Genomic DNA, 22,359 nt, shown 5'->3' on the forward strand with positions numbered 1-22,359 from the left:
GTTGTGCTTGATTTTTTATAACACGCTCTACTGACGCTTGTGAGGAAGAATCAGCAAATCAATGATTTTTGCACATTCTTGTTCAAGAAAGCGTATCACTTGTCAAGTACATGTTGTGGTGATGAACCTCTTTTCAAAAAAAACGCATGAGAGCGCGGTTCTCATGCGTTTTTTTCCGGCATGACAAGCCGTTTGACAACAATGTCGACCGCCTCGGCGACATATGGCGTCATCGCGGCGATCTCCTCGGCAATATGCTGTTGCAGATGGCGGCAAACTTCCATCACCGGCGCCCCATATCGAATGGACATCTTGACCGTGACGCGGCACCGCTCGCCTTGAGCAACGGTGATGAACACCTCACAATCGTCAAGGGCGACGTCCGTCTGGCCGCGCACACACATCATGACAATGGTCAATAGCGTCGCCTCTACGGCGCTCCGTTTCCGATAGCGAAACGTGTTCACCGCCTTCTCTCCCCCCGCTGCACAAAATCGCGTCTATACAGGCGTGTTGTATTCTATGCTATGCAACCGCCGCTGCCCTTGCTCCTTGACCGTCGGTTAAAAACCGAGCACCGCCTTGATGAGCGACGTCGTTTGGCCCCCTGGATAGAGGACATAAAGCAGCCAGTAGACGACCACCCCGGTTGAGGCGCTGCCAAACCAAATGATGCTGGTGATCGGCCCGAGCCGACGATGGCGGGCCCGCTTGTCTTTTAATCCCGTCCAAATTGTGACAAGGCCAAATACGGCGCCAACCGTCGCTAAAATAATATGGAAAATGAGAAACAGCGTATAATACACTTTGACGTTCTCCGGCCCGCCAAAGCTCGTATTGCCGATAAACAACGTCCGCGACATGTAAATGGTGAAAAACAGCAAAGCAAACACCGCTGCCGTCAGCATCACCTTTTTATGCGCTTCGATCCGCCTGCGGCTGATCAAATACCAGCCGTAGGCAACGAGCAAGGCGCTGATCACGATGCAGCTCGTGCTGATTGTCGGTAAAACGGCCATCGCTTCTCTCCCTTTCTTCCTTGTTCATCGTTTGGCGGCCAACCGCGCTTTACAGTTTGGTCGGCCGCGGCTCCATATCCATGCTTGGTTCTTTCTCCCGCTCCTTCCGATACCATTCGCTGAAGATGAAGAACAGCATCGTCCCGTACACGATTTCCTGGATGATTTTCATCAACACGCCGCCGAGCTGCTGGTCATGGAGCGGCGACATTGACAAAAACATTTGCGGCCCAGTCAAATCAAGCGAAGCCAGCGTCCCTTGAGGAACGCATAGCGCCAGCGCGGCCATCCATGCCTTCGGGTCGGTGTATGTGGCGTAAAGCGGCGTATCGGTAAAAATAATGAGCGCGCAAGCCGGGGTCAACAGCATGCCGTCAGCGAAAATGTAACCCATTTTTTTTAAACCGGACAACGTCTGCCAATCGGGCAGCTTGTTGACAAGCGGCCACCACATGCAAAACGCGGCAACGAAAATGACCGAGGTAACGAACGCGTGCAGCCACATATTCATTTTCACAGCGTCAAAAATGAATGGAACGTGATAAAGCGAAAACAAGCCGTTAAACAGCAGCAGCGCCACAATTGGCTTTGTCAACAGCCGAAACACGCGTCGCACCGCTGTGATGCGGAACGCGCGCTCATAAAGCGGCGCCGGAATGCCTAAAATAAAACATTGCGGCACGATCAAATACAGCACCGCCATTTGCACCATATGGGCGGTGAACGTCAAATGACCCATCAAATCTAACGGAGACCCTTTGCATATATAAAGAAGCGCGATCCCTGTCAAAAAATACGCCTTCTGCGTCCCCGAAACCGCATCACCGAGGCCGAAACGCTGCCGCCATGGCCCGGTCATCCCAATGTACAGCAACGCAACCGCCGCTAACACAAGCAAAAAAAACGGACTCCAAAGGGCAACGGGGCCAAACATTTGCAACGATTGAAACATACGAATCCCCTCCTGATTTGTCCCTTTCCCATTATACTACACGCCGCAGCGCCACGGCTATTGCAAAAAAGGGGAAACCGGCGCAAAACCGATTCCCCCTTTCACTTACCACCAAACGACTGTCATAAATGCCCAAACAAGAAGAAGCATGACCGCCACGCCACCGTAAATAAACATCGCCGGAAATTCGTGGCCTTTATGGCTCATATGCATGAAATAATAAAGCTGGAATGCGACCTGTACGGCGGCCAAAAGCAAAATAAACGGAACGACAAACCAATGGGAAAACTCTTCGTAACCAACGGCGGCGAAAGCGATGAGCGTCAGCAAAATCATCAAGACGAATGCAATCATTTGATGGCGCATCTCTTCCGCGTTTTTCCGCCGGCGATACGCCAAGTCGACGCGTTCATTTCCGGAATTCGTTTGGTTCGCCATACGTTCACCCCACCATTCCCATTAAATATACGACGGTAAAAATGAACACCCAGACGACGTCGATAAAGTGCCAATACAGGCTCGCAACGTAAAATTTCGGGGCGTTGTACAAGTTCAACCCGCGTTTGGCGTTGCGGATCATGAGCGTTAAAATCCAAAGCAACCCAAACGCAACGTGGCTTCCGTGCGTGCCAACGAGCGTGTAGAAAGCTGAAGCGAAGGCGCTCGTCGTAAACTTATGGCCTTCATGCACATATTCGTTGAACTCGTAAATTTCAAGGCCCAGAAAGCCGGCGCCAAGCAAAACGGTAATACCAAACCAAAGCTGCATCTTTTTAAAATCAAAGTTTTTCATATGATAAATGGCATACACGCTCGTCAAGCTGCTCGTCAACAGAAGCATCGTCGCCATGAACACAACCGGCATTTGGAACAGCTCTTCAGCAGAAGGGCCGCCGTTCGTTTTATCTTTCAACGCCAAATAGGTGGCGAAGAGAGAGGCGAACAGCACCGTCTCTCCGCCTAAAAACAGCCAGAAGCCGAGAAATTTATTTTTCCCTTCAAGGGTGGCGCGTTCCGGCGCGGCCGGAAACGTCTCGGCCGTCAATTTTTCCTCTGCATGCATCAGGCGTTCGCCCCCTTCTTCTCAAGTTCAAGCACTTCTTCTTTATGGATGTGGAAGCCGTGATCATCGATCACGGAGCGCAAGAGCATTGAACCGAGCGTAATGAGCAGGCCAAGAATGCCGACCGGCAAGCCCCATCCGGCGTCGTTATGATACGTAAAGCCGAAGGCGGCGACAAACAGGCCGAACGCGATGACAAACGGCAGGAACGACGAATTCGGCATATGGATGTCGCCAAGCGGCTCCGCCGGCGTCAATTCTTTTTTGCCTTCCATTTTTTCGAGCCAGAAGGCGTCCAAGCCGCGGACAAGCGGTGTTTGCGCAAAGTTGTACACCGGCGGCGGCGAAGCGATCGCCCATTCGAGCGTGCGGCCGTCGCCCCACGCATCGCCCGGCACTTTTTCCCCTTTTACCGTCGTAATCACAATGTTAATGAGCAAAATGACCGTTGCGATGGCCATAAAGAACGCACCGACCGTGCTGACGAAATTCCCTGTCTCCCATCCTTGGTTCGGCAAGTACGTGAACACGCGGCGCGGCATCCCCGTCAAACCGAGGAAGTGCTGAATAAAGAACGTCAAATGGAAGCCGATAAAGAACAGCCAGAACGTAATTTTGCCGAGCGTTTCATTCAACATGCGGCCAAACATTTTCGGCCACCAATAATGCGTGCCGGCAAGCAAAGCGAACACAACCCCGCCGACAATGACGTAATGGAAGTGCGCAACGACGAAATAGCTGTCATGGTATTGATAGTCTGCCGCCGCCGACGCCAACATAACCCCGGTCACCCCGCCCATGACGAACGACGGGATGAAGGCGACCGCATAATGCATCGGCGTCGTAAACTTGATGCTTCCGCCCCACATCGTAAACAGCCAGTTGAAAATTTTGACTCCTGTCGGAACCGCGATCGTCATCGTCGCGACAGCAAAGATGGCGTTCGCAATCGGCCCCATCCCGACCGTGAACATATGGTGCGCCCATACCATGAACCCTAAGAAAGCGATAAGCACCGTCGCAAACACCATTGACGAATAACCGAATAGGCGTTTGCGCGAGAACGTCGCGAAAATTTCCGAGAAAATGCCGAACGCCGGCAAGACAAGGATGTATACTTCCGGATGGCCGAACACCCAAAACAAGTGCTCCCAGATGATCGTATTGCCGCCGGCAGCTGGATTGTAGAAATTGCCGCCAAACAGCCGGTCCATCATCATGAAAATCAATCCAACGGTCAACGGCGGAAACGCAAACAAGATAAGCGCCGAAGTCACAAACGTCGCCCACGTGAACATCGGCATGCGCATAAACGTCATGCCCGGGGCGCGCATATTGATGATCGTCACAAGAAAGTTAATGGCTCCCATGATCGTTCCGAAGCCGGAAATTTGCAATCCGAGCGTGTAAAAGTCAATGCCGTGATGCGCTTTTGAGTCAAGCGACAGCGATGCATACGACGTCCACCCGGCGTCCGGTGCGCCGCCCAAAAACCATGAACAGTTCAAAAACAAACCGCCAAAGAAAAACATCCAGAACCCAAGAGCATTCAAGAACGGGAACGCGACGTCGCGCGCGCCGATCTGAAGCGGCACGACTGCGTTCATAAAGGCGAAAATAAGCGGCATGGCAGCCAAGAAAATCATCGTCGTTCCGTGCATCGTCAACACTTCGTTATACAGGCCGCCGACAAGAAAATCGTTGTTCGGTTTCGCGAGCTGAATGCGGATGAACAACGCCTCAAGACCGCCGAGCAGGAAGAAAAACCCGCCGGAAATCAAGTATAGATGGGCGATTTTTTTATGGTCGACCGTTGTCAAGTAATCCCATAAAACGGCGCCGACACCCTTTTTGCGAGCGATCGTACTCACGGTGAAACCTCCTTCGCATGCTTTATTCAACTTTTAAGCTCATCAAGTATTTCGTCAATGCATCAATTTGCTCTTCCGTCAAGTGGCCATATGTACCCGCCATTTTATTTCCAGGCTTCACACTGTTCGGGTCTCTCAGCCATTTTTTCAGATTTTCTTCGTTATGCTCCAAAATACCAGCGATTCGTTCGCGATCGCCAAAGTTCGCCAAGTTCGGCGCCGTGCGCGCTTGCACCGGACGCTTGTCCACAGGCGTCACCGCATGGCAGCCAATACAGCTTTTGTTGAAAATCGCCTCGCCTTCTTTGGCGACCGGGTCGGTGACAACCGGTTTTTTCGCGTTTTGCATCTTTTTCACCCAAGCATCAAATTCATCGCGCGGCAACGGCCGAACCTTAAAGTCCATCAGCGCATGGGACGGACCGCAAAGCTCCGCACACTTGCCGTAAAAGACGCCGCCGGCTTTATCGGTCGCTTTTTGATCAAAAACAAGCCAAAATTGGTTTTTGTTGTCCGTGTTCGTATCCATTTTGCCGCCAACAGGCGGAATCCAGAACGAATGTTTGACATCCGACGCAATCAAGTTGAAATACACTTTTTCATTCGTCGGCACGACTAAGTCTTGGCTCGTGATAATGCCATAATCCGGATATTCAAACTCCCACCAGTATTGGTTGGCGCGAACATTGACGACAACCGTGTCCTTATCGCGTTTTTGGTCGTTCATCGCCTTGACATCGGCCAGTTTAAACGTGATCAATACCGTCGGCACCGCCAAAATGAGCAAGAGAATGATCGGAATGACAGTCCAAATAATTTCCAGCTTATGGTTTCCTTCCACTTGCTTCGGGATTTTATTCTCTTCTCCCTTGCGCCGCCGGAAGCGGACGACAACGTAAACGAAAATAATCGCCACGACGACAATGACCAAAACCATGATCGTCGTGCTCAACAACATGAGCGAATACTGCATGTCCGCTACTTCACCGGCGGGCTGGAGCGTCGATAAAAACGGCTTGCCGCAGCCGGCGAGCAACAGCGCCATCATCCCAAAAAGGGAAAATAAGCGCCAGTTACAGAGCCCCTTGTTCATAGCCTAATCCAACCCCTCTTTCTTTGATGGATAAATGTGTATGTCAATTCTTTCACAAAGAAAGAATTTTAACCTGTTCACCAAATCGTCGCGATGACCATCGCCACGAACAAAATCGTCAAATAGTTAAGCGAATAGACGAACATCCACTTCGCCCATTTGATGTCATCTTTCATTTTCAATCCCGCCAATCCCAACAGCAGCCAGCCGACATTAAGCAGCGTGGCGACGATTAAAAACGGCACGCCGAGCGAAAACAAATAAAACGGCAATGGCAGCAAACACGCCACCCAAACGATGATTTGCCGCTTCGTCATGGCAAACCCATGGACGACCGGCAGCATCGGAATGCCGGCGGCTCGATATTCTTCACACCGCCTCATGGCCAACGCCAAAAAGTGCGGCGGCTGCCATAAAAACATGATTAAAAACAGGATGAGCGGAACAATATGGAAATCCGGATCGACCGCCGTCCAGCCGATTACCGGCGGCACCGCGCCGGAAATGCTGCCGACGACGGTGTTGAGCGTATAGTGGCGCTTCGTCCAAAGGGTGTATAAAAAGACGTATGTCACCACACCGATCAATCCAACGACCGCAGCCGTAACCGTTGTCATAAGCAGGCTCATCTCGCCGATCGCGACAAGACCAATCCCGAGCCAAAGCACCCGCCGCGGATCCATCGTCCCGGTGACGGTCGGGCGGGCTTTCGTCCGCTCCATATATTGGTCAATATCGCGGTCAATGTAGTTGTTGATGGCGCATGAACCCGCGATGACAAGCGCTGCTCCAAACAACGCAAAAAAGACGATGTGCAAGTTTTCCAAAAAATGCTCGCCAGCAAAATAAAACGCCAACCACATTCCGGCGAACGTTGTAATCAAATTGGAATTGACGATCCCGATTTTGACAACAGACGACAGCTCTCTCCAAACCGCCTTGACGCCCACATGCGAGCGATGACCGGCATCGGCCGCATCCTGGTGCACCGCTTTCAATTCGGCCATGTCTCCTGTTCCTCCTCGCTGCGCCGCTCCTTGCCCGGAAGGCGCCGTGATGTTGCCTGAAATTCTTTCCAACGCCAAATGCCAAAAACGCGCTGTTTTCTCTTTATATTAAATCACATTTTTTTCTTATCATGTGAACTTTTTTTGAATAATTTGTGTCAAATTTTTGAATCCGCACACTCCAAATGGCTCATTCGCTTGTCCCATTAATATTTCTAGCAAACTTAATCGACTTATTCAATATGCAAACGTCATTTTGTGTTTCCCAGCGCCATCGTGTAAAATAGACTTGGCTCGACAGCGCGATTGGCCGCATGAAAAAATCCATCATTTTACTAATATGGACAAAATCACAATTTTTCAATACAAGAAGGTGAAGATTTTGCTGCGTTCATTAAAATGGTTTGCCTCGGCGACAACGTTGGCCATGTTGTTTGTTTTAATTGGCGGAGCGCTCGTGACCAAAACCGGCTCCGGCATGGGATGCGGCCGATCCTGGCCGCTGTGCGACGGCCAGTGGGTTCCGGATCACATCACACCCGAACTTGTCATTGAGCTGAGCCATCGACTCGTTTCCGGCCTTGCCGGCATCATGGTGCTCATCCTTTCCATCTGGGCATGGCGAGCCATTGGCCATGTGCGGGAGACGAAGTTTTTGGCCGTCATATCGTTCGTCTTTCTTGTCCTGCAAGGGCTGATCGGCGCCGCCGCGGTCGTGTGGGGGCAGTCGGATTTTGTCCTCGCTTTGCATTTTGGCATTTCGCTCATTTCGTTTGCCGCTGTGCTGTTGCTGACGCTATTGATTTTTGAAAACGACAAAACGTTTTCCGCCGCATCGCTTTCGCTTGACGGCAAAATGCAGTTTCATATTTATGGCGTCCTCATTTATTCATACATTGTCGTCTACACCGGAGCGCTCGTGCGCCATACGAACGCCAGCCTCGCCTGTCCAAACTGGCCTTTGTGCGCCAAAACGCGCGTCCTTCCGGTTCAGTTTCACGAGTGGGTGCAGATGGGGCACCGACTGGCTGCTGCCGTCATCATCATCTGGATCGCCGCCGCCGCCATACACGCCGTTCGCCATTACCGCAGGCAGCCGATCATCTACTACGGGTGGCTCATCGCTCTTTTTCTCGTCCTCGCACAAATGACGACCGGAGCACTTGTCGTGTTTACACAGCTGAACTTGTATATCGCTTTGGCGCATGCGTTCTTTATCTCTTGTTTGTTCGGCGTGCTCAGCTACTTGTTTCTGTTGGCGCTCCGCACCCGCCGCGAGCCGATCAAAACCACGGACCATTCAGCTCGCGAGGCAGCGCCGGCCACGTTGAAATGACGGTCGTTCGTCCGCCAATCAAAAGGGATGCCCATAAACAGGGGCACCCCTTTTTCGTGCGATATAGATCGGTTCATTTCGACAGCTCGATCAGCAAATCGCCCGCCTGAATGGCATCGCCGCTTTTGACGTAAATGTCTTTGACAATGCCGGCAAACGGCGCCTGCACCGTCGTTTCCATCTTCATCGCTTCCGTCACCATCAAATGGTCGCCTTTATCGACTTTTTCCCCTTTCTCCACAAGCACTTTCACGACCGTGCCCGGCATCGTCGCGGCAATGTGGTTCGGGTTTGTCCGGTCCGCCTTGATGCGCTCAGCGACGGCCGCTTTGATGCTTTCATCGCGGATGATGACTTCGCGCGGCTGGCCGTTCAGCTCGAAGTAGACAACGCGTGTGCCGTCCGCCTGAGGCTGGCCGATCGACACAAGCTTGACGATGAGCGTTTTTCCGCGCTCAATCTCCACTTCGATCTCCTCGCCGAGGCGCATGCCATACAGGAACGTCGGTGTATCGAGCACCGAAATGTCGCCGTATTTTTCGACCGTTTCGGCATATTCCAAAAACACTTTCGGATAAAGCGCATAGGCGATGGCGTCAAAGTCGGTCACTTCGCGGCCGAGCTTGTCGTACAGCTCCCGCTTGATTTGCTCGAAATCGACCGGCTCGAGCAGTTCGCCTGGACGAACGGTGATCGGCTCGCGCCCTTTCAAAATAATGCGCTGCAGCTCTTTCGGGAATCCGCCGTGCGGCTGGCCTAAATAGCCTTCGAAAAACTCGACGACGGAATCCGGGAAATTGAGCGTTTCGCCGCGCTCAAAAATGTCTTGCTCCGTCAAGTTGTTTTGCACCATATACAGCGCCATGTCGCCGACGACTTTCGACGACGGCGTCACTTTGACGATGTCCCCGAACAAGTCGTTGACGCGGCGGTACATTTCCTTCACTTCGTCCCACCGATCGCCAAGGCCGACTGCTTTCGCCTGCTGCTGCAAGTTGCTGTACTGGCCGCCCGGCATCTCATGCATATATACTTCCGTATGCGGCGCGTTCATGCCGCTTTCAAACTCCTGATAAAATTTGCGCACGTCTTCCCAATAGCGCGCCAGCTGCTCCAAACCGTAAATGTCGACCTCCGGCGCCCGCTCTGTTCCTTCCAGGGCATAGTAAAGCGTATTGGCGCTCGGCTGCGACGTCAAACCAGCCATCGAGCTGACGGCGACATCGACGATATCGACGCCGGCTTCGATCGCTTTGGCGTACGTGTAAATGCCGTTGCCGCTCGTATCGTGCGTATGCAAATGGATCGGGATGCTGACCGTCTCCTTGAGCGCCGAGATAAGCACGTACGCCGCCTGCGGCTTCAACAGGCCGGCCATATCCTTAATGCCTAAAATGTGCGCTCCGGATTGCTCGAGTTCTTTCGCCAACGCTTTGTAATAATCCAAATTGTATTTCGGCCGGTTCGGGTCCAAAATATCGCCCGTATAGCAAATGGCCGCCTCGGCGATTTTCCCGCTCTGGCGGACGGCGTCGATCGCCACCGTCATCCCTTTCACCCAGTTGAGGCTGTCGAAAATGCGGAAGACATCAATCCCCGCTTGCGCCGATTTTTCAACGAACTCGCGGATAACGTTGTCCGGATAGTTTTTATATCCCACGGCGTTGGCAGAACGGAGCAGCATCTGGAACAATACGTTCGGGATGCGCTCGCGCAGCTTCAAGAGGCGGTCCCACGGATCCTCCCTTAAAAAGCGATACGCCACGTCAAACGTCGCCCCGCCCCACATTTCAAGCGAGAACAAATTCGGAAGCAGTCGCGCCGTCGGCTCAGCGATGCGCAACAGATCGATCGTGCGCACCCTTGTTGCCAACAGCGACTGATGGGCGTCGCGGAACGTCGTATCGGTCAAGAGCACGCGCGGCTGTTCCTGAATCCAACGGACAAGCCCTTCCGGTCCGCGTTCATCCAAAATTTGCTTCGTTCCCGCTGGGATCGGTTCCGTTTGGCTCACCTTCGGCACGCGCGGTTTGTCAAACACCGGCTTTTTCTTTTTGCCGATGCCAGGGAAGCCGTTGACCGTCACGGTGCCGATGTACGTCAGCATTTTCGTCCCGCGGTCTTTTCGGCGCGGGAATACAAACAATTCCGGCGTCGTATCGATGAATGACGTATCGTATTCCCCCGACAAAAATTTCGGATGCTGCACGACGTTTTCCAAAAATGGAATGTTCGTTTTAATGCCGCGGATGCGGAACTCGCGCAAGTTGCGCAGCATTTTTCTTGCCGCCTGCTCAAACGTCAACGCCCATGTCGACACTTTCACGAGCAGCGAATCGTAATACGGCGTAATGACCGCCCCTTGGAAGCCATTGCCGGCGTCCAAGCGCACGCCGAAGCCGCCGCCTGAGCGGTACGCCATAATTTTTCCCGTATCCGGCATAAAGTTGTTGAGAGGATCTTCCGTCGTCACCCGCGACTGAATGGCGTAGCCGTTGATGCGGATGTCTTCCTGCTTTGGAATGCCGACCTCCGGGCTGTGGAGCGAAAAACCGTCGGCGATTAAAATTTGCGACTGAACGATGTCAATCCCGGTGATCATTTCGGTGATCGTATGCTCGACTTGGATGCGCGGATTGACTTCGATGAAATAAAACTCATCGCCGGAAACGAGAAACTCAACCGTGCCGGCATTGACATAGTTGACGCTTTTCATGAGTCGAACCGCCGCTTCGCAAATGCGCTCGCGCAGCTCGTCCGACAGCGAGACGCTTGGCGCGACTTCCACGACTTTTTGATGGCGGCGCTGCACCGAGCAGTCGCGTTCGTAAAGGTGAACGATGTTTCCTTCGTGGTCGCCCAAAATTTGCACTTCAATATGCTTCGGCTTTTCGATCAGCTTTTCGACATAGACGTCGTCGCTGCCAAACGCCGCTTTCGCTTCCGACTTGGCACGCTCAAACGCTTCCTTCACTTCCGACTTCGAGCGGACGATGCGCATGCCGCGGCCGCCGCCGCCAAGCGCCGCCTTGATGATGATCGGGTATCCGTGCGTCTCAGCAAAGCGGACGACGTCTTCAAGGCCGCCGACCGGTCCGTCGCTGCCCGGGATGACGGGAATGCCCGCCTTCATGGCCGCATGGCGCGCTTTCACTTTATCGCCGAACATATCCAAATGATCTTCGTTCGGGCCGATGAAAATAATCCCCTCTTCGCGGCACCGTTTGGCAAATTGAATGTTTTCCGACAAAAACCCATATCCCGGATGGATGGCATCGACATCGTGGGCTTTGGCGATCTCAATGATGCCTTCAATGTCCAAGTAGGCTTCGATCGGCTTTTTCCCTTCTCCGACTAAATACGCCTCATCCGCTTTGTAGCGGTGGTACGATCCGGCGTCTTCCTTCGAATAAATCGCCACCGTGCGGATATCAAGCTCCGTGCAGGCGCGGAAAACGCGAATGGCGATCTCTCCGCGGTTGGCTGCCAGCACTTTGCGAATTCGTCTTGTCCTCATTCTGTCCCTCCTCCTTTTATTTAATAAAAGTATAAAAGTTTTGCCGATTTGTAAATACACTTTCTAAAAAGTCAGACCTCTTTTCTGTTTGCTGACCATCGTTTTTTCAGCTTTTTTATACCGTTGTTCGTACTTTGCGAACATGGAAATGTTCACAAGCAGACCGAGCGAAGCCATTGTCAGGACAAGCGACGTTCCCCCATAGCTGACGAGCGGCAGCGGCACCCCTGTAATCGGAATAAGGCCAACGACTCCACCAACGTTAATGAACGTTTGGAAGCCGATCATGACGGAGATGCCGATCGCAAGCAGGCTCCCAAACGCATCGTGGGAGCGGCGGGCGATCCAAAGCCCGCGCAGCACGATAAACGCCAATAATCCAAGCGTAAATGCTACACCAAATAAGCCGAGCTCTTCGGCGATGACCGCCATAATAAAATCGGTGTGCGACTCCGGCAGGTAGCCGTATTTTTGAATGCCTTTGCCAAGCCCCACTCCTTTCAGCCCGCCAAGCCCGATCGCCAAATACGAATTAACGAGCTGGTAGCCATCGCCGTTTGCGTATTGAAATGGATCCAAAAAGCTGTAAAGACGCGACATCCGTTCAGGAGAAAAAATTTTTTTGCCGGCAACCGGGAGCCAAAACGGCGACAGCACCGTCCCAATCAGTGCAAAAAAAAGCAGCTGTTTTAGAAGCAACACGAGGCGCAAACCAGACGAAACAATGATGCACATCGCGATGGCAAACACGATCGCCGCCGTTCCGAAGTCAGGCTGTATGGCAATCAGGAAACAAATCACCAATGTATAATAAATGGGGAACAAATTGCTTTTCGCCGGCTCGGCCAGCCGCTTCCGCTTGTTGGCAAACGCTGCGGCCAAGTATAAAATCAGGCCGAGCTTCGCGAGCTCCGCCGGCTGCATGGAGAGCGACCCGACGCGAAACCAGCTTGTTGCGTTGTTGGCCGTATGGCCGAGAAAAGCGACGGCGATAAGCATCAATGGAGAAGCAAAAAAGACGAGCTTCACCCATCGCTCCGCCCGCCACACTTTATACGGAATCGCCATCATGATGGCGAACGCGATGAATCCGGCAATCAGCCACAGTTTTTGCCGCTCGTAAAAATAGTCGCTTGGCACTTCAAAGCGGATGACAGCGGTGACCATGCTCGAGCTGTACACCATAATCAATCCGAACAACGACAGCATGATGACCGCGGCGATCAGCGGATAATCATAGCACTTCAATACTTTTTTCCATAATTGTCGCTCCATCGTTCCTCTTCCCTGTGAACATGTATGTACTTAAAATCATTCGCAGCGGCGAGCTGTTTTCCTGCCGAAAAACAGAAAAACTCAAACGATGGTGTGCCAATCGTTTGAGTTGCCTTATATTCTTATCGCACGCGCTTTTTGGCCACGGCCTCGTGCAACGCGGAAAGTTCGCGCTCAAGCCGGTCAAGGAGCGCCTTTCCGTCTTTCGCCTCCACAAGCCCGAGGCGCACCGCAAAATCAATTTCCCGTGACAACCCGAACATTTGCGTGTCAAGCACTTCTTCATACACCGGACATTGCGGCATCGTCAAATGGTCCATTTGCACCCGGATGAGTTGGATGATTTTCTCTGCATCCGCTTGTAAAAGCGCGTACGCCTTCTCCCGATAGCTCATCGATTCGTCCGTCACATCGATCCCTCCGTTCTCTCCCCTATCCTTCTTTACATCTTAACGTGAAACAAGCCATTTTGCAAGTTGAAACCGTTGACAGCAACCCGGCCTGGAACATGACAAGCTCTTTCGTTATTATTATACTAAAAACGGTGGGAACATACAGAGGAGAGGTGTTTCATGAACGATATTATTGTGCTGACAGGAAAGGTGAAGTTTACGATCACGCTTGACCCCGGCGTCTGGATTTTCGACGACCGGAAAGTGGACATGGATGCGTATTTTTCGGAGCCGGCTCCACAGCCGACGGAAGAGGAGCAAGAGGACGAGGAAATCAAAAAACTGTCGGCATTTTGGGACCGGGAAATTCAAGAGGGGGCCGTCTTCCCGCCGACGTTGAAAACAGAGCGGCGCTTTTTGAAGCAGAAAATCATCACCGGCTCGTTCGGCATGCCGTTTGCCCCGTTTTTGCGAAACGCTGAGCCGCATGAAGACGCGTCTGAACTTGTCATTGAGACAGAACATGGAGAAACAGTGATCCCTCTGGAAAAGGCGTACGACCTGATTTTCGCTTTTTCCAAAAACGGAAAACCGTTGCGCGACGACGGTCCAGTGCACATTTATTTTGGCGACGGCTCCAACCGCGAGGCGCCGCTTACTCATGTGCGTCGGCTCGTCGTCCGATGACCGGGCGCCCCCTCGTGGGGGCGGCCCGGTGTTTGAGCTTTTTACGCTTTCAACCGCCTCAAGCGCTTTGAATCCAGATGTTTTCCACAGCGCCCCAAGCGGCGGGCGCCTTTCGAAACGTTCGCGGCGTCGAGCCGCGCGCCTGACACCCGTTCTTTAACGGCGGATGCTCTGAGGAACGCCTAGCTACAGCAAATCAGCGGCGAGCTGGGCGAGCGCCGAACGCTCCCCTTTGACGAGCCGGATATGACCGGCGATTTTTTGGTCTTTAAACTTTTCGACGACGTACGTCAACCCGTTGTTATATTCATCCAAATACGGATGGTCGATCTGTTCCGGATCGCCCATTAAAATGATTTTGCTTTTCTCCCCGACGCGCGTCAAAATCGTCTTCACTTCATGCTTCGTTAAATTTTGCGCCTCATCAATGATGATAAACTGCTCTGGCAGGCTCCGGCCGCGGATGTACGTGAGCGCCTCCACTTCAATCGAGCTCATGCCGGCTAAAATCGCATCGAGCTCCCCCGGTTTTTTCGTGTTGAACAAGTATTCCAAGTTGTCAAAAATCGGCTGCATCCACGGGCGCAGCTTTTCTTCCTTTTCCCCCGGCAGAAAGCCGAGATCTTTCCCCATCGGCACAATCGGCCGAGCGACGAGCAATTTTTTGTATGTGCGCAAATCTTCCGTTTGCATCAACCCGGCGGCAAGGGCAAGCAGCGTCTTGCCCGTTCCGGCTTTGCCGATTAGCGTCACAAGCGGAATGTCGTCGCGCATGAGAAGCTCAAACGCCATCGTTTGCTGCACGTTGCGCGGGCGAATGCCCCATATATGTTCGTGATGGAAGATGAGCTTTTTCACTTTTTTGCCGTTTTGGTCGACAATGCCAATCGCTGACGTCGAGCTGCCAAACGCGTCTTTCATAATGATGAACTGGTTCGGATAAAACGGGTGGTCGGCGATATCGGCGAGCACGAGCTCCCCTTTGTCGTAAAATCGCTGCAGGTGTTCCTTTCCTATGTACAGCTCCAAAAATCCGCTGTAAATATGGTCGACATCAACGACGCGGTCGCTTAAAAAATCTTCTGCCTGCAGCCCGATGGCATCCGCTTTGACGCGCACGAGCGCATCTTTGCTCACCAAAATGACGGAGCGTCCATCTTCCTTCGCCTGCTCTTCAAGCGATAAATTTTTCGCCACCGCCAAAATGCGATTGTCGTTCGTCTTTTCGACAAAAATTTCTTGCAGTTGATGAAACGAACGATGGTTCAACTCAATGCGCAGCGCCCCTCCGTTTTCAAGCGGAATTTTTTCATGCAGCTTGCCGTTTTCGCGCAGACGGTCGATGAGCTTTGACACTTGGCGGGCATTCCTACCAATTTCATCCATATACCGCTTTTTCGAATCCACTTCCTCAAGCACGACCGCTGGAATGACGACCTCATTATCCTCAAACGCGAAAATTGAATACGGATCTTGCAACAGCACGTTCGTATCGAGCACGTAAATTTTTTTTCCCAAATTCCGCTTCCCCCCATGTAAGTTTTTCACGTTTTTCCGTTGGATGGGAATGGCTGTAATACAACATATGAAAACATGTATAAAGATAGAAGGACATTTGCAAACTAAAGAAAAAAAGTCGAGGTGGCCCATTATGAAGAGAAACTGCTGGCTCGCCGCTTTTTTCCTTCCCTTTTTGATTTTCAGCGGCTGCACGTTTGGAAACGATCATGAAGCGAACGATCCCAATCGTTCACTCGTGCGCGTCAAAAATACGGTCGATGAACGCGTCGAAAACAAATCCGGGCAAGAGATCGCACGCCGGCTTGCAGAAATCGCCGACCGTGTTCCAAACGTTCACAATGCCGCCGCGATCGTCGTCGGCAAATATGCCATCGTCGGCATTGACGTCGGCGCCAATATGGACGCCTCGCGCGTCGGCACCATCAAATATTCCGTCGCCGAAGCATTGCAAAAAGATCCGTACGGTGCGAACGCCATTATTGTCGCCGACCCAGATCTTTACACCCGCGTGCGCAACATCGGCCGGCACATCGATGAAGGGCGGCCGGTGCAAGCGTTCATGAACGAAATCGCCGACATCGTCGGACGAGTGATGCCGGAAGTGCCAAGCGATTTGTTTGAAACGACGCCGAAGCCGACCGAAGAAAACAACGGACAGCTGAACAAACGGGAGGAGCGGCAGCTGAACAAACAGCAAAACAAGCAATCGAATGAACATTTAAATCGATAAACGGTTTCTGTGTAGGTTATAATGGAACAGAAAGGGCGGCTCATTTCCGAGGGCAACGGGAGTGAAATGCATTTGAATCAACAAACGATGGCGGGAAATGTGGTATAATGGGAACGAAAGAACACCCTACCATTTCGCGTTTGGATGTATTGAGGTGAACAATGAGAGTCAAATGCGTGCTTTGCGACCAAATCGATACGATCGACGATGAATCGCCGCTCGCCAAGCGGCTGCGCAACCGTCCGATCCACACGTACATGTGCCGCGACTGCCATGACCGCATCACGGAAAAAACGAAACTGCGGCTGGCAACAGGAAAGTTCCGCTTCTATCGCGGCCGCCGCGCAGACGATGATTGGTGACCCCGCAAAAAAACGGTGCGGAAGAGCGATCGCTTTTCCGCGCCTTTTTGGTTGTCATCATCCATACTTTTCCGGTTCGGCTTCGATCTGCCGCCACATCGCCTCAGCCAGCTCAAGCGGGAAACACGCCGCCTTTGTTTCACCCCCGCGCACATATTCGACGATGTATTGCCCATTCGTTTCATCTTTGACGGCGTCTACAGCCGTCACACCAAAGTCGTTTTTCAAGATGGCGCGAAAAAACGAGGCCGTATCGCGCGCCGCCGCATCGTGTGGACGAGCTTTGGCGACGATGTGGATCGTCAGCCAGTTATAAAGGGCATCCTGGACGGATTTCATGACTTTTCTCCCTCTTTGGCCTGCTTCAAGCGCACTTTATAAATGATTAATACGAGGGCGGCGACGGCCAATCCTTCTGCCACCGGCAAAAAGACGGCGAAAAACGTCAAAACCGTGCAGCCAAGCGCCAGCAAGACGTAAATGATGACGTTTTTCAACAGCGGCAGGCGGCGGGCAAAGCCGAGCCGATACACAAGCGCGGCAAGCAGCAACACTGTCACATACAATAGCCACATACCGCGCTCGGGATTATCGTGCACCTTATAAAGCGAGGCGAAAAACGTGAGCCGTTCGAGCACATTCACACCATTCCCCTCCCGTTCATCCTAATAGCGCCCTTCTCCAAGGCGTTTTCGATTGTTCGCAAACCAAAGACGCGCACATGGCGCTTCCGGCTATTTCGCCTGCTCAACCGCTTTCTTTTTCTTCTCTTTCTTCTCTGCCTTTTCACGCTCGCTTTTATTCAAGATTTTTTTGCGCAGCCGGATCGACGCTGGCGTCACTTCACAATATTCATCGTCATTCAAATACTCGAGCGCTTCTTCAAGCGTCAACAGGCGCGGCTTTTTCATCGTCACCGTCTGTTCTTTCGTCGACGAGCGCATGTTGGTGACATGCTTTTCCCGGCAAATGTTGACAACCAGGTCGTTTTCGCGGTTATGCTCGCCGACGATCATCCCTTCGTACACTTCAGTGCCCGGCTCAACAAAAATTGTGCCGCGGTCCTCAAGTTGCATGATGCCGTAAGCCGTCGCCTTTCCGGTTTCCATCGAGACGAGCACCCCTTGGCGGCGGCCGCCGATTGCGCCAGGCTGCACGGGGGCATAACGGTCAAACGAATGGTTTAAAATTCCATATCCGCGCGTCAACGACATAAATTCACTCCGATAGCCGATCAAGCCACGCGACGGCACAAGGAAGACGAGACGCACTTGCCCGTTGTCGCCGTGCACCATATCGACGAGCTCGCCCTTGCGGCTGCCGAGCGACTCCATGGTCGCTCCCGTATATTCCTCCGGGATGTCAATGACGACCCGCTCGATCGGCTCGCACGTGACACCGTCAATCTCTTTTAGAATGACTTCCGGCTTCGATACTTGCAGTTCGTATCCTTCGCGGCGCATGCTTTCAATCAAAATCGCCAAATGAAGCTCCCCGCGGCCGGAGACAATCCACGCATCCGGCGACTCGGTCGGCTCAACGCGCAGACTGACATCCGTCTCCAGCTGGGTGCGAAGCCGCTCCTCCAGCTTTCTCGCTGTCACGTATTTGCCTTCGCGCCCCGCAAACGGACTGTTGTTGACGAGAAACGTCATTTTCAACGTCGGCTCATCAATGCGAAGAGGCGGCAGCGGCTCTTGATGATCGGGCGGGCAAACCGTTTCACCGACATTGATGTCCTCCATCCCGGCGACCGCGACGATGTCGCCAGCGTGCGCTTCTTCAATCTCAATCCGCTTCAACCCAATAAAACCAAACAGCTTCGTGACACGAAACATCTTGACGGCACCGTCGCGCTTTAAGAGAGCGACTTGCTGGCCTGTTTTCATCGCGCCGCGGAAAATGCGGCCGATGCCGATGCGCCCGACATATTCATTATAGTCGAGCAGCGCCACTTGAAACTGCAACGGTTCGTTGCGGTTGTCCACCGGCGCCGGAATATGCTCGATGATCGTCTCAAACAAGGCGGTCATGTCACCGTCCTGGCGATCCGGATCGAGGCTTGCCGTCCCGCGCAGCGCCGATGTGTACACGACTGGAAACTCGAGCTGCTCCTCAGAAGCACCAAGTTCGATAAACAGGTCGAGCACCTCATCAACGACTTCCGCCGGCCGAGCAAATTCGCGGTCGATTTTGTTGACGACGACGATCGGCACAAGCTGCTGCTCAAGCGCCTTTTTCAGCACAAACCGCGTCTGCGGCATGCAGCCTTCATACGCGTCGACGACAAGCAAGACGCCGTCGACAAGGCGCATGATCCTCTCGACTTCCCCACCGAAATCAGCGTGTCCCGGCGTATCCAAAATGTTGATGCGCGTTCCTTTATACAAGACAGCCGTATTTTTCGCCAAAATCGTAATGCCGCGCTCCCGCTCCAAATCGTTGCGGTCAAGCGCCCGCTCCGCGACTTGTTCGTTTTCGCGGAACGTCCCTGACTGCCGAAGCAACTGGTCAACGAGCGTCGTTTTCCCATGGTCGACGTGAGCGATGATCGCGATATTGCGAAGATCGATTCGTTTGTTCGTCAATGTCGGTCACTCCTGTTCGGCAAACTGCTTGTCTATTATATCACAACCGATAGAAAATCGGCATGTTTTCCGGTACACTAGAAAAAGACGCCCACTTTGCTAGAAAGGAGTCAACCCAATGAAACGGATCGAGCCTGTACCGCTGTTGCTCGCCATTCTTGCCGTCGCCGCCATCATGGCGATCGGCGTCTTCATCGCCGAGCAAAGCTTGATCGGCATCGCCGCTTCCACGCTCATCTTTATCGCCACCATGGGCGCTGGGTTCGCCCATAAAAAACGGACGCGCTGAAAAACGGGACAAGCTGGATGCTTGTCCCGTTTTCGCGATTTCGCGCCTCATCAATCGTGAAGATAGCGCCGCAAAATTTCTTCGTGCACCCCAGGTTTCGCAGCAAGCACCGAATTGCGGCCAAGCAGATCCAGCGGCTTCCCGTCAAGCGTCGTCACCAATCCACCCGCTTCTTCAATCAAAATCATCCCGCCGGCGAAATCCCACGGCGACAGGCGCGGCGAAATGTAAGCGTCCAAACGGCCAGCGGCAACATAGGCGAGCTCAAGCGCCGCTGAACCATACGAGCGCGTGCCGCGCGCCTCTTTCGCCAGCCTCATGAGCGGACGATGGTCGAGGCGCTTGTTTTCCATGAGCCATGTCCCGTTGATGGCGATGATCGACTCCGCCACTGGCGCGGGCTGCAGGAGGCCGAGCGGCTCCCCGTTCAAAAACACCCCCCGCCCTTTTTGCGCCGCATACAGTTCGTCAAACACGACGTCATACACGTAGCCGAGCTGCCCGATGCCATCTTCAAAAATGCCGATCGATACAGCAAAATGGCGCCGCTGATGAACAAAATTCATCGTGCCGTCGATCGGGTCAATCACCCAAACAACGCCGTCCAAGACATCGATCCGGTCGCCAAATCCTTCTTCCCCCAACAGGCGGTGGCTAGGGAACTGGCGGCGGATGTGCTCGGCGAAAAACTGCTCAATGGCGCAGTCAACGTTCGTCACTAAGTCGTTCGGGTTCTCTTTCGCTTCCACCGTCAGCTGTTTTGCAAACGAGGCGCGGATGCGCTTTCCTGCTTCGTCGATCCATTGCCGGGCGTATCGGTCGATTTCTTCCCATTTTTCTTCCATATTGATTCCTCCTGCCTTCGGTTATGTATAGATTGCAACCGGAACGGGGGCGGACACCGCTCAAGAAAAAAACGAACCGGAAAGATGGTTCGCCTTGAATCAGAATCATACTTGAAGGCGCATCAGTTCTTGGCGCAGCTTTTCAAGCCGCCGTTTGCACTCTTTTTTCTTTTCTTCATCGTTTTCCATCATGGCCTCATACAGCGTCGCTAATTCGTAATCGAGTTCGAGCCGCAACACCGCCATGCGTTTGTCTCCATCTGGCCGCTTCAGCGAATTGGCGGTTTTTTTCATATTCGTCCGCACCCCTTTCCCTATCATCCGCTAAACTTCCGGCGCCCGTCACGAATGTGCTGCTTCATTTTGTTTTATATTATATTATGTGGAAAAAGGGGTGTATGCAACTAATTTGTGCGTTTACCTACCGCGCTTCTCTTTATGGATCGATGCGAATCCAATCGCCGTTTTTTGCCTCTTTCGCCTGCTTCATGACCGCATATGACGAGTAGCCGCTTTCTTTTTCAAATTCGGCATACAGTCGGTTTTCTTCGCTTTTCGATGGGACGATCTCTTTGAAACGACGGTAGACATCCATCAGCTCCTCGCGCCTCATCCCCCGCTCATAGACCGTTTCGATCGCCGTGAAAAATTTGATGACATCAATGATTTCTTGTGTTGACCAGTCGTAGGAAAATGGATAAGAATAACCCATTATTCCACCTCCACCGTTAGTTTGCCCAACGGCGCCGAATTTGTTCCGCCTCTTCCATCATGCGGGCAAACAACTCAGCGACGGACGGAACGTCGTGAATGAGCCCGATCGCCTGCCCGGCCCAAGCGAATCCTTCGTCCACCTTTCCTTCGTAAATGAAGCGCCGGTTCGCTTCTCCGCTAATATATTCTTTTAAATCATCATACGTACCGCCTTGGCGCTCGATTTCCAATATTTTTTCCGCCCAGGCGTTGGCCAGCACCCGCCCTGGCGCCCCGAGCGACCGTTTAATGATGACCGTATCGTTTTCGGTGGCGTTGAGAATCATTTCTTTATATGCGGGATGAGCATGAACGCATTCTTTCGTGGCGATAAACCGCGTTCCCATCTCAATCCCTTCCGCTCCAAGCGCCAATGCTGCCATCAACCCGCGTCCATCGGCGATGCCGCCCGAGGCGATGACCGGAATCGATACGGAGTCAACGACTTTCGGAATGAGGACGAACGTGCCAGTATCGTATTTGCCGAGATGCCCGCCCCCTTCCTGACCGACGACCATCACCGCATCAGCACCGAGCTCCTCTGCTTTCACTGCCTGGCGGACGGCGGCAACGAGCACGAGCTTTTTCACGTTTGTTCCTTTCAATTGTTCAAAAAACGGTGCCGGATTGCCGCCGGTGACCGAAACGACCGGCACCCCCTCATCAAGCGCTGCCTCAAGCATATGCGCAAACGGGCGGCCGTGCTGGCCAATGGCGAAATTGACGCCGAACGGCCGATCGGTTTTTTCCTTCACCTTGCGGATTTCCTCGCGCAACTGCTCCGGTCCATCGAGCGACATGGCCGTAATTTGTCCGAGCCCACCGGCGTTCGAAACCGCTGCGGCCAAATCAGCGTACGCCAAGTAAGCGAGTCCCCCTTGAATGATCGGATATGTAATGCCGAGCAGCTCTGTCACCCTCGTTCTCCATTTCATTTCGATAACGCCCCCTTTTTGTTTTGTCTTTCTTTTATTTCTCTCTTGAACCGCTGTTTTCCTTTTTCAGCGTCCATTCATTTCTTCTTTGCAAACGGAAAAATCCATGCTATAATGCACTTGT

24 protein-coding genes are annotated in these 22,359 nt (G+C 52.8%); 5 read left to right on the top strand and 19 right to left on the bottom strand.

Going from position 1 to position 22,359, the window contains the following annotated elements; all coding sequences use genetic code 11:
- Window positions 1–161: 161 nt before the first annotated feature.
- The 8 genes from LG52_RS10225 to cyoE form a co-directional block, all read right to left on the bottom strand.
- On the bottom strand, window positions 162–467 hold the full coding sequence (locus tag LG52_RS10225; protein WP_044731835.1) for an Asp23/Gls24 family envelope stress response protein: 306 nt from the start codon (window positions 465–467) through the stop codon (window positions 162–164).
- A 96-nt stretch (window positions 468–563) separates the two neighbouring features.
- The gene (locus LG52_RS10230; protein ID WP_042380100.1) at window positions 564–1,019 is read right to left on the bottom strand and encodes a DUF420 domain-containing protein; all 456 of its coding nucleotides are present in this window, start codon (window positions 1,017–1,019) and stop codon (window positions 564–566) included.
- 49 nt (window positions 1,020–1,068) lie between these two features.
- Window positions 1,069–1,971, bottom strand: coding sequence for a cytochrome c oxidase assembly factor CtaG (ctaG, locus tag LG52_RS10235; protein WP_044731836.1), 903 nt, complete (start codon window positions 1,969–1,971; stop codon window positions 1,069–1,071).
- Between the two features lie 105 nt (window positions 1,972–2,076).
- Window positions 2,077–2,409 (bottom strand): cytochrome c oxidase subunit IVB, encoded by a 333-nt coding sequence (gene ctaF, locus LG52_RS10240; RefSeq protein WP_044731837.1) that lies wholly within the window; start codon window positions 2,407–2,409, stop codon window positions 2,077–2,079.
- A gap of 4 nt (window positions 2,410–2,413) precedes the next feature.
- On the bottom strand, window positions 2,414–3,034 hold the full coding sequence (gene ctaE, locus LG52_RS10245; protein WP_011230584.1) for a cytochrome c oxidase subunit III: 621 nt from the start codon (window positions 3,032–3,034) through the stop codon (window positions 2,414–2,416).
- Window positions 3,034–4,905, bottom strand: coding sequence for a cytochrome c oxidase subunit I (gene ctaD, locus LG52_RS10250; RefSeq protein WP_044731838.1), 1,872 nt, complete (start codon window positions 4,903–4,905; stop codon window positions 3,034–3,036). The genes ctaE and ctaD overlap by 1 nt, the downstream gene beginning before the upstream one ends.
- 22 nt (window positions 4,906–4,927) lie before the next feature.
- Window positions 4,928–5,998, bottom strand: a complete 1,071-nt coding sequence (gene coxB, locus LG52_RS10255) for a cytochrome c oxidase subunit II (RefSeq protein WP_044731839.1) — start codon at window positions 5,996–5,998, stop codon at window positions 4,928–4,930.
- A gap of 77 nt (window positions 5,999–6,075) precedes the next feature.
- On the bottom strand, window positions 6,076–7,005 hold the full coding sequence (gene cyoE / locus LG52_RS10260; protein ID WP_044731840.1) for a heme o synthase: 930 nt from the start codon (window positions 7,003–7,005) through the stop codon (window positions 6,076–6,078).
- A 382-nt stretch (window positions 7,006–7,387) separates the two neighbouring features.
- Between cyoE and LG52_RS10265 the strand changes: the two genes are divergently transcribed.
- Window positions 7,388–8,341 (top strand): COX15/CtaA family protein, encoded by a 954-nt coding sequence (locus LG52_RS10265; protein ID WP_156135635.1) that lies wholly within the window; start codon window positions 7,388–7,390, stop codon window positions 8,339–8,341.
- Between the two features lie 73 nt (window positions 8,342–8,414).
- Here the strand turns inward: LG52_RS10265 and pyc are convergent, their stop codons facing one another.
- The 3 genes from pyc to LG52_RS10280 form a co-directional block, all read right to left on the bottom strand.
- Window positions 8,415–11,858: a pyruvate carboxylase gene (gene pyc, locus LG52_RS10270; protein ID WP_044731841.1), complete on the bottom strand. Its 3,444-nt coding sequence runs from the start codon at window positions 11,856–11,858 to the stop codon at window positions 8,415–8,417.
- Between the two features lie 63 nt (window positions 11,859–11,921).
- Window positions 11,922–13,133: a putative lipid II flippase FtsW gene (gene ftsW, locus LG52_RS10275; RefSeq protein WP_044731842.1), complete on the bottom strand. Its 1,212-nt coding sequence runs from the start codon at window positions 13,131–13,133 to the stop codon at window positions 11,922–11,924.
- A gap of 122 nt (window positions 13,134–13,255) precedes the next feature.
- Window positions 13,256–13,543: a YlaN family protein gene (locus LG52_RS10280; RefSeq protein WP_013145884.1), complete on the bottom strand. Its 288-nt coding sequence runs from the start codon at window positions 13,541–13,543 to the stop codon at window positions 13,256–13,258.
- A gap of 162 nt (window positions 13,544–13,705) precedes the next feature.
- Here LG52_RS10280 and LG52_RS10285 point away from each other — a divergent pair, with 162 nt between their 5' ends.
- Window positions 13,706–14,212, top strand: a complete 507-nt coding sequence (locus LG52_RS10285; RefSeq protein WP_044731843.1) for a hypothetical protein — start codon at window positions 13,706–13,708, stop codon at window positions 14,210–14,212.
- 186 nt (window positions 14,213–14,398) lie between these two features.
- Here the strand turns inward: LG52_RS10285 and LG52_RS10290 are convergent, their stop codons facing one another.
- Window positions 14,399–15,730 (bottom strand): PhoH family protein, encoded by a 1,332-nt coding sequence (locus tag LG52_RS10290; protein WP_044731844.1) that lies wholly within the window; start codon window positions 15,728–15,730, stop codon window positions 14,399–14,401.
- A gap of 133 nt (window positions 15,731–15,863) precedes the next feature.
- On the opposite strand from LG52_RS10290, the gene LG52_RS10295 reads away from it, so the two are divergent.
- Both LG52_RS10295 and LG52_RS10300 read left to right on the top strand, forming a co-directional pair.
- On the top strand, window positions 15,864–16,463 hold the full coding sequence (locus LG52_RS10295; protein ID WP_044731845.1) for a YhcN/YlaJ family sporulation lipoprotein: 600 nt from the start codon (window positions 15,864–15,866) through the stop codon (window positions 16,461–16,463).
- A gap of 161 nt (window positions 16,464–16,624) precedes the next feature.
- Window positions 16,625–16,825: a YlaI family protein gene (locus LG52_RS10300; protein ID WP_044731846.1), complete on the top strand. Its 201-nt coding sequence runs from the start codon at window positions 16,625–16,627 to the stop codon at window positions 16,823–16,825.
- Between the two features lie 57 nt (window positions 16,826–16,882).
- Here the strand turns inward: LG52_RS10300 and LG52_RS10305 are convergent, their stop codons facing one another.
- The 3 genes from LG52_RS10305 to typA form a co-directional block, all read right to left on the bottom strand.
- Window positions 16,883–17,164 (bottom strand): hypothetical protein, encoded by a 282-nt coding sequence (locus tag LG52_RS10305; protein ID WP_044731847.1) that lies wholly within the window; start codon window positions 17,162–17,164, stop codon window positions 16,883–16,885.
- The gene (locus LG52_RS10310) at window positions 17,161–17,469 is read right to left on the bottom strand and encodes a YlaH-like family protein (RefSeq protein WP_014195349.1); all 309 of its coding nucleotides are present in this window, start codon (window positions 17,467–17,469) and stop codon (window positions 17,161–17,163) included. The genes LG52_RS10305 and LG52_RS10310 overlap by 4 nt, the downstream gene beginning before the upstream one ends.
- Before the next feature lie 90 nt (window positions 17,470–17,559).
- Window positions 17,560–19,413, bottom strand: a complete 1,854-nt coding sequence (typA, locus tag LG52_RS10315; protein WP_044731848.1) for a translational GTPase TypA — start codon at window positions 19,411–19,413, stop codon at window positions 17,560–17,562.
- A gap of 118 nt (window positions 19,414–19,531) precedes the next feature.
- On the opposite strand from typA, the gene LG52_RS20215 reads away from it, so the two are divergent.
- Complete coding sequence (locus LG52_RS20215; RefSeq protein ID WP_197071926.1) at window positions 19,532–19,702, top strand: DUF5325 family protein; 171 nt, start codon at window positions 19,532–19,534, stop codon at window positions 19,700–19,702.
- A 50-nt stretch (window positions 19,703–19,752) separates the two neighbouring features.
- Here LG52_RS20215 and LG52_RS10320 read toward each other — a convergent pair whose 3' ends face one another.
- The 4 genes from LG52_RS10320 to LG52_RS10335 all read right to left on the bottom strand — a co-directional run bounded on the left by LG52_RS10320 (window position 19,753) and on the right by LG52_RS10335 (window position 22,235).
- A complete protein-coding gene (locus LG52_RS10320) occupies window positions 19,753–20,547 on the bottom strand; it encodes an inositol monophosphatase family protein (RefSeq protein ID WP_044731849.1) in 795 nt (264 codons plus the stop codon).
- Window positions 20,548–20,652: 105 nt separating this feature from the next.
- Window positions 20,653–20,868, bottom strand: a complete 216-nt coding sequence (locus tag LG52_RS10325; protein ID WP_013523313.1) for a hypothetical protein — start codon at window positions 20,866–20,868, stop codon at window positions 20,653–20,655.
- Between the two features lie 115 nt (window positions 20,869–20,983).
- A complete protein-coding gene (locus LG52_RS10330) occupies window positions 20,984–21,259 on the bottom strand; it encodes a UPF0223 family protein (protein WP_044731850.1) in 276 nt (91 codons plus the stop codon).
- A gap of 16 nt (window positions 21,260–21,275) precedes the next feature.
- Window positions 21,276–22,235 (bottom strand): NAD(P)H-dependent flavin oxidoreductase, encoded by a 960-nt coding sequence (locus LG52_RS10335; protein ID WP_015374337.1) that lies wholly within the window; start codon window positions 22,233–22,235, stop codon window positions 21,276–21,278.
- Window positions 22,236–22,359: the final 124 nt, after the last annotated feature.

Source organism: Geobacillus kaustophilus, assembly GCF_000948285.1.
GTDB lineage: Bacteria > Bacillota > Bacilli > Bacillales > Anoxybacillaceae > Geobacillus > Geobacillus thermoleovorans_A.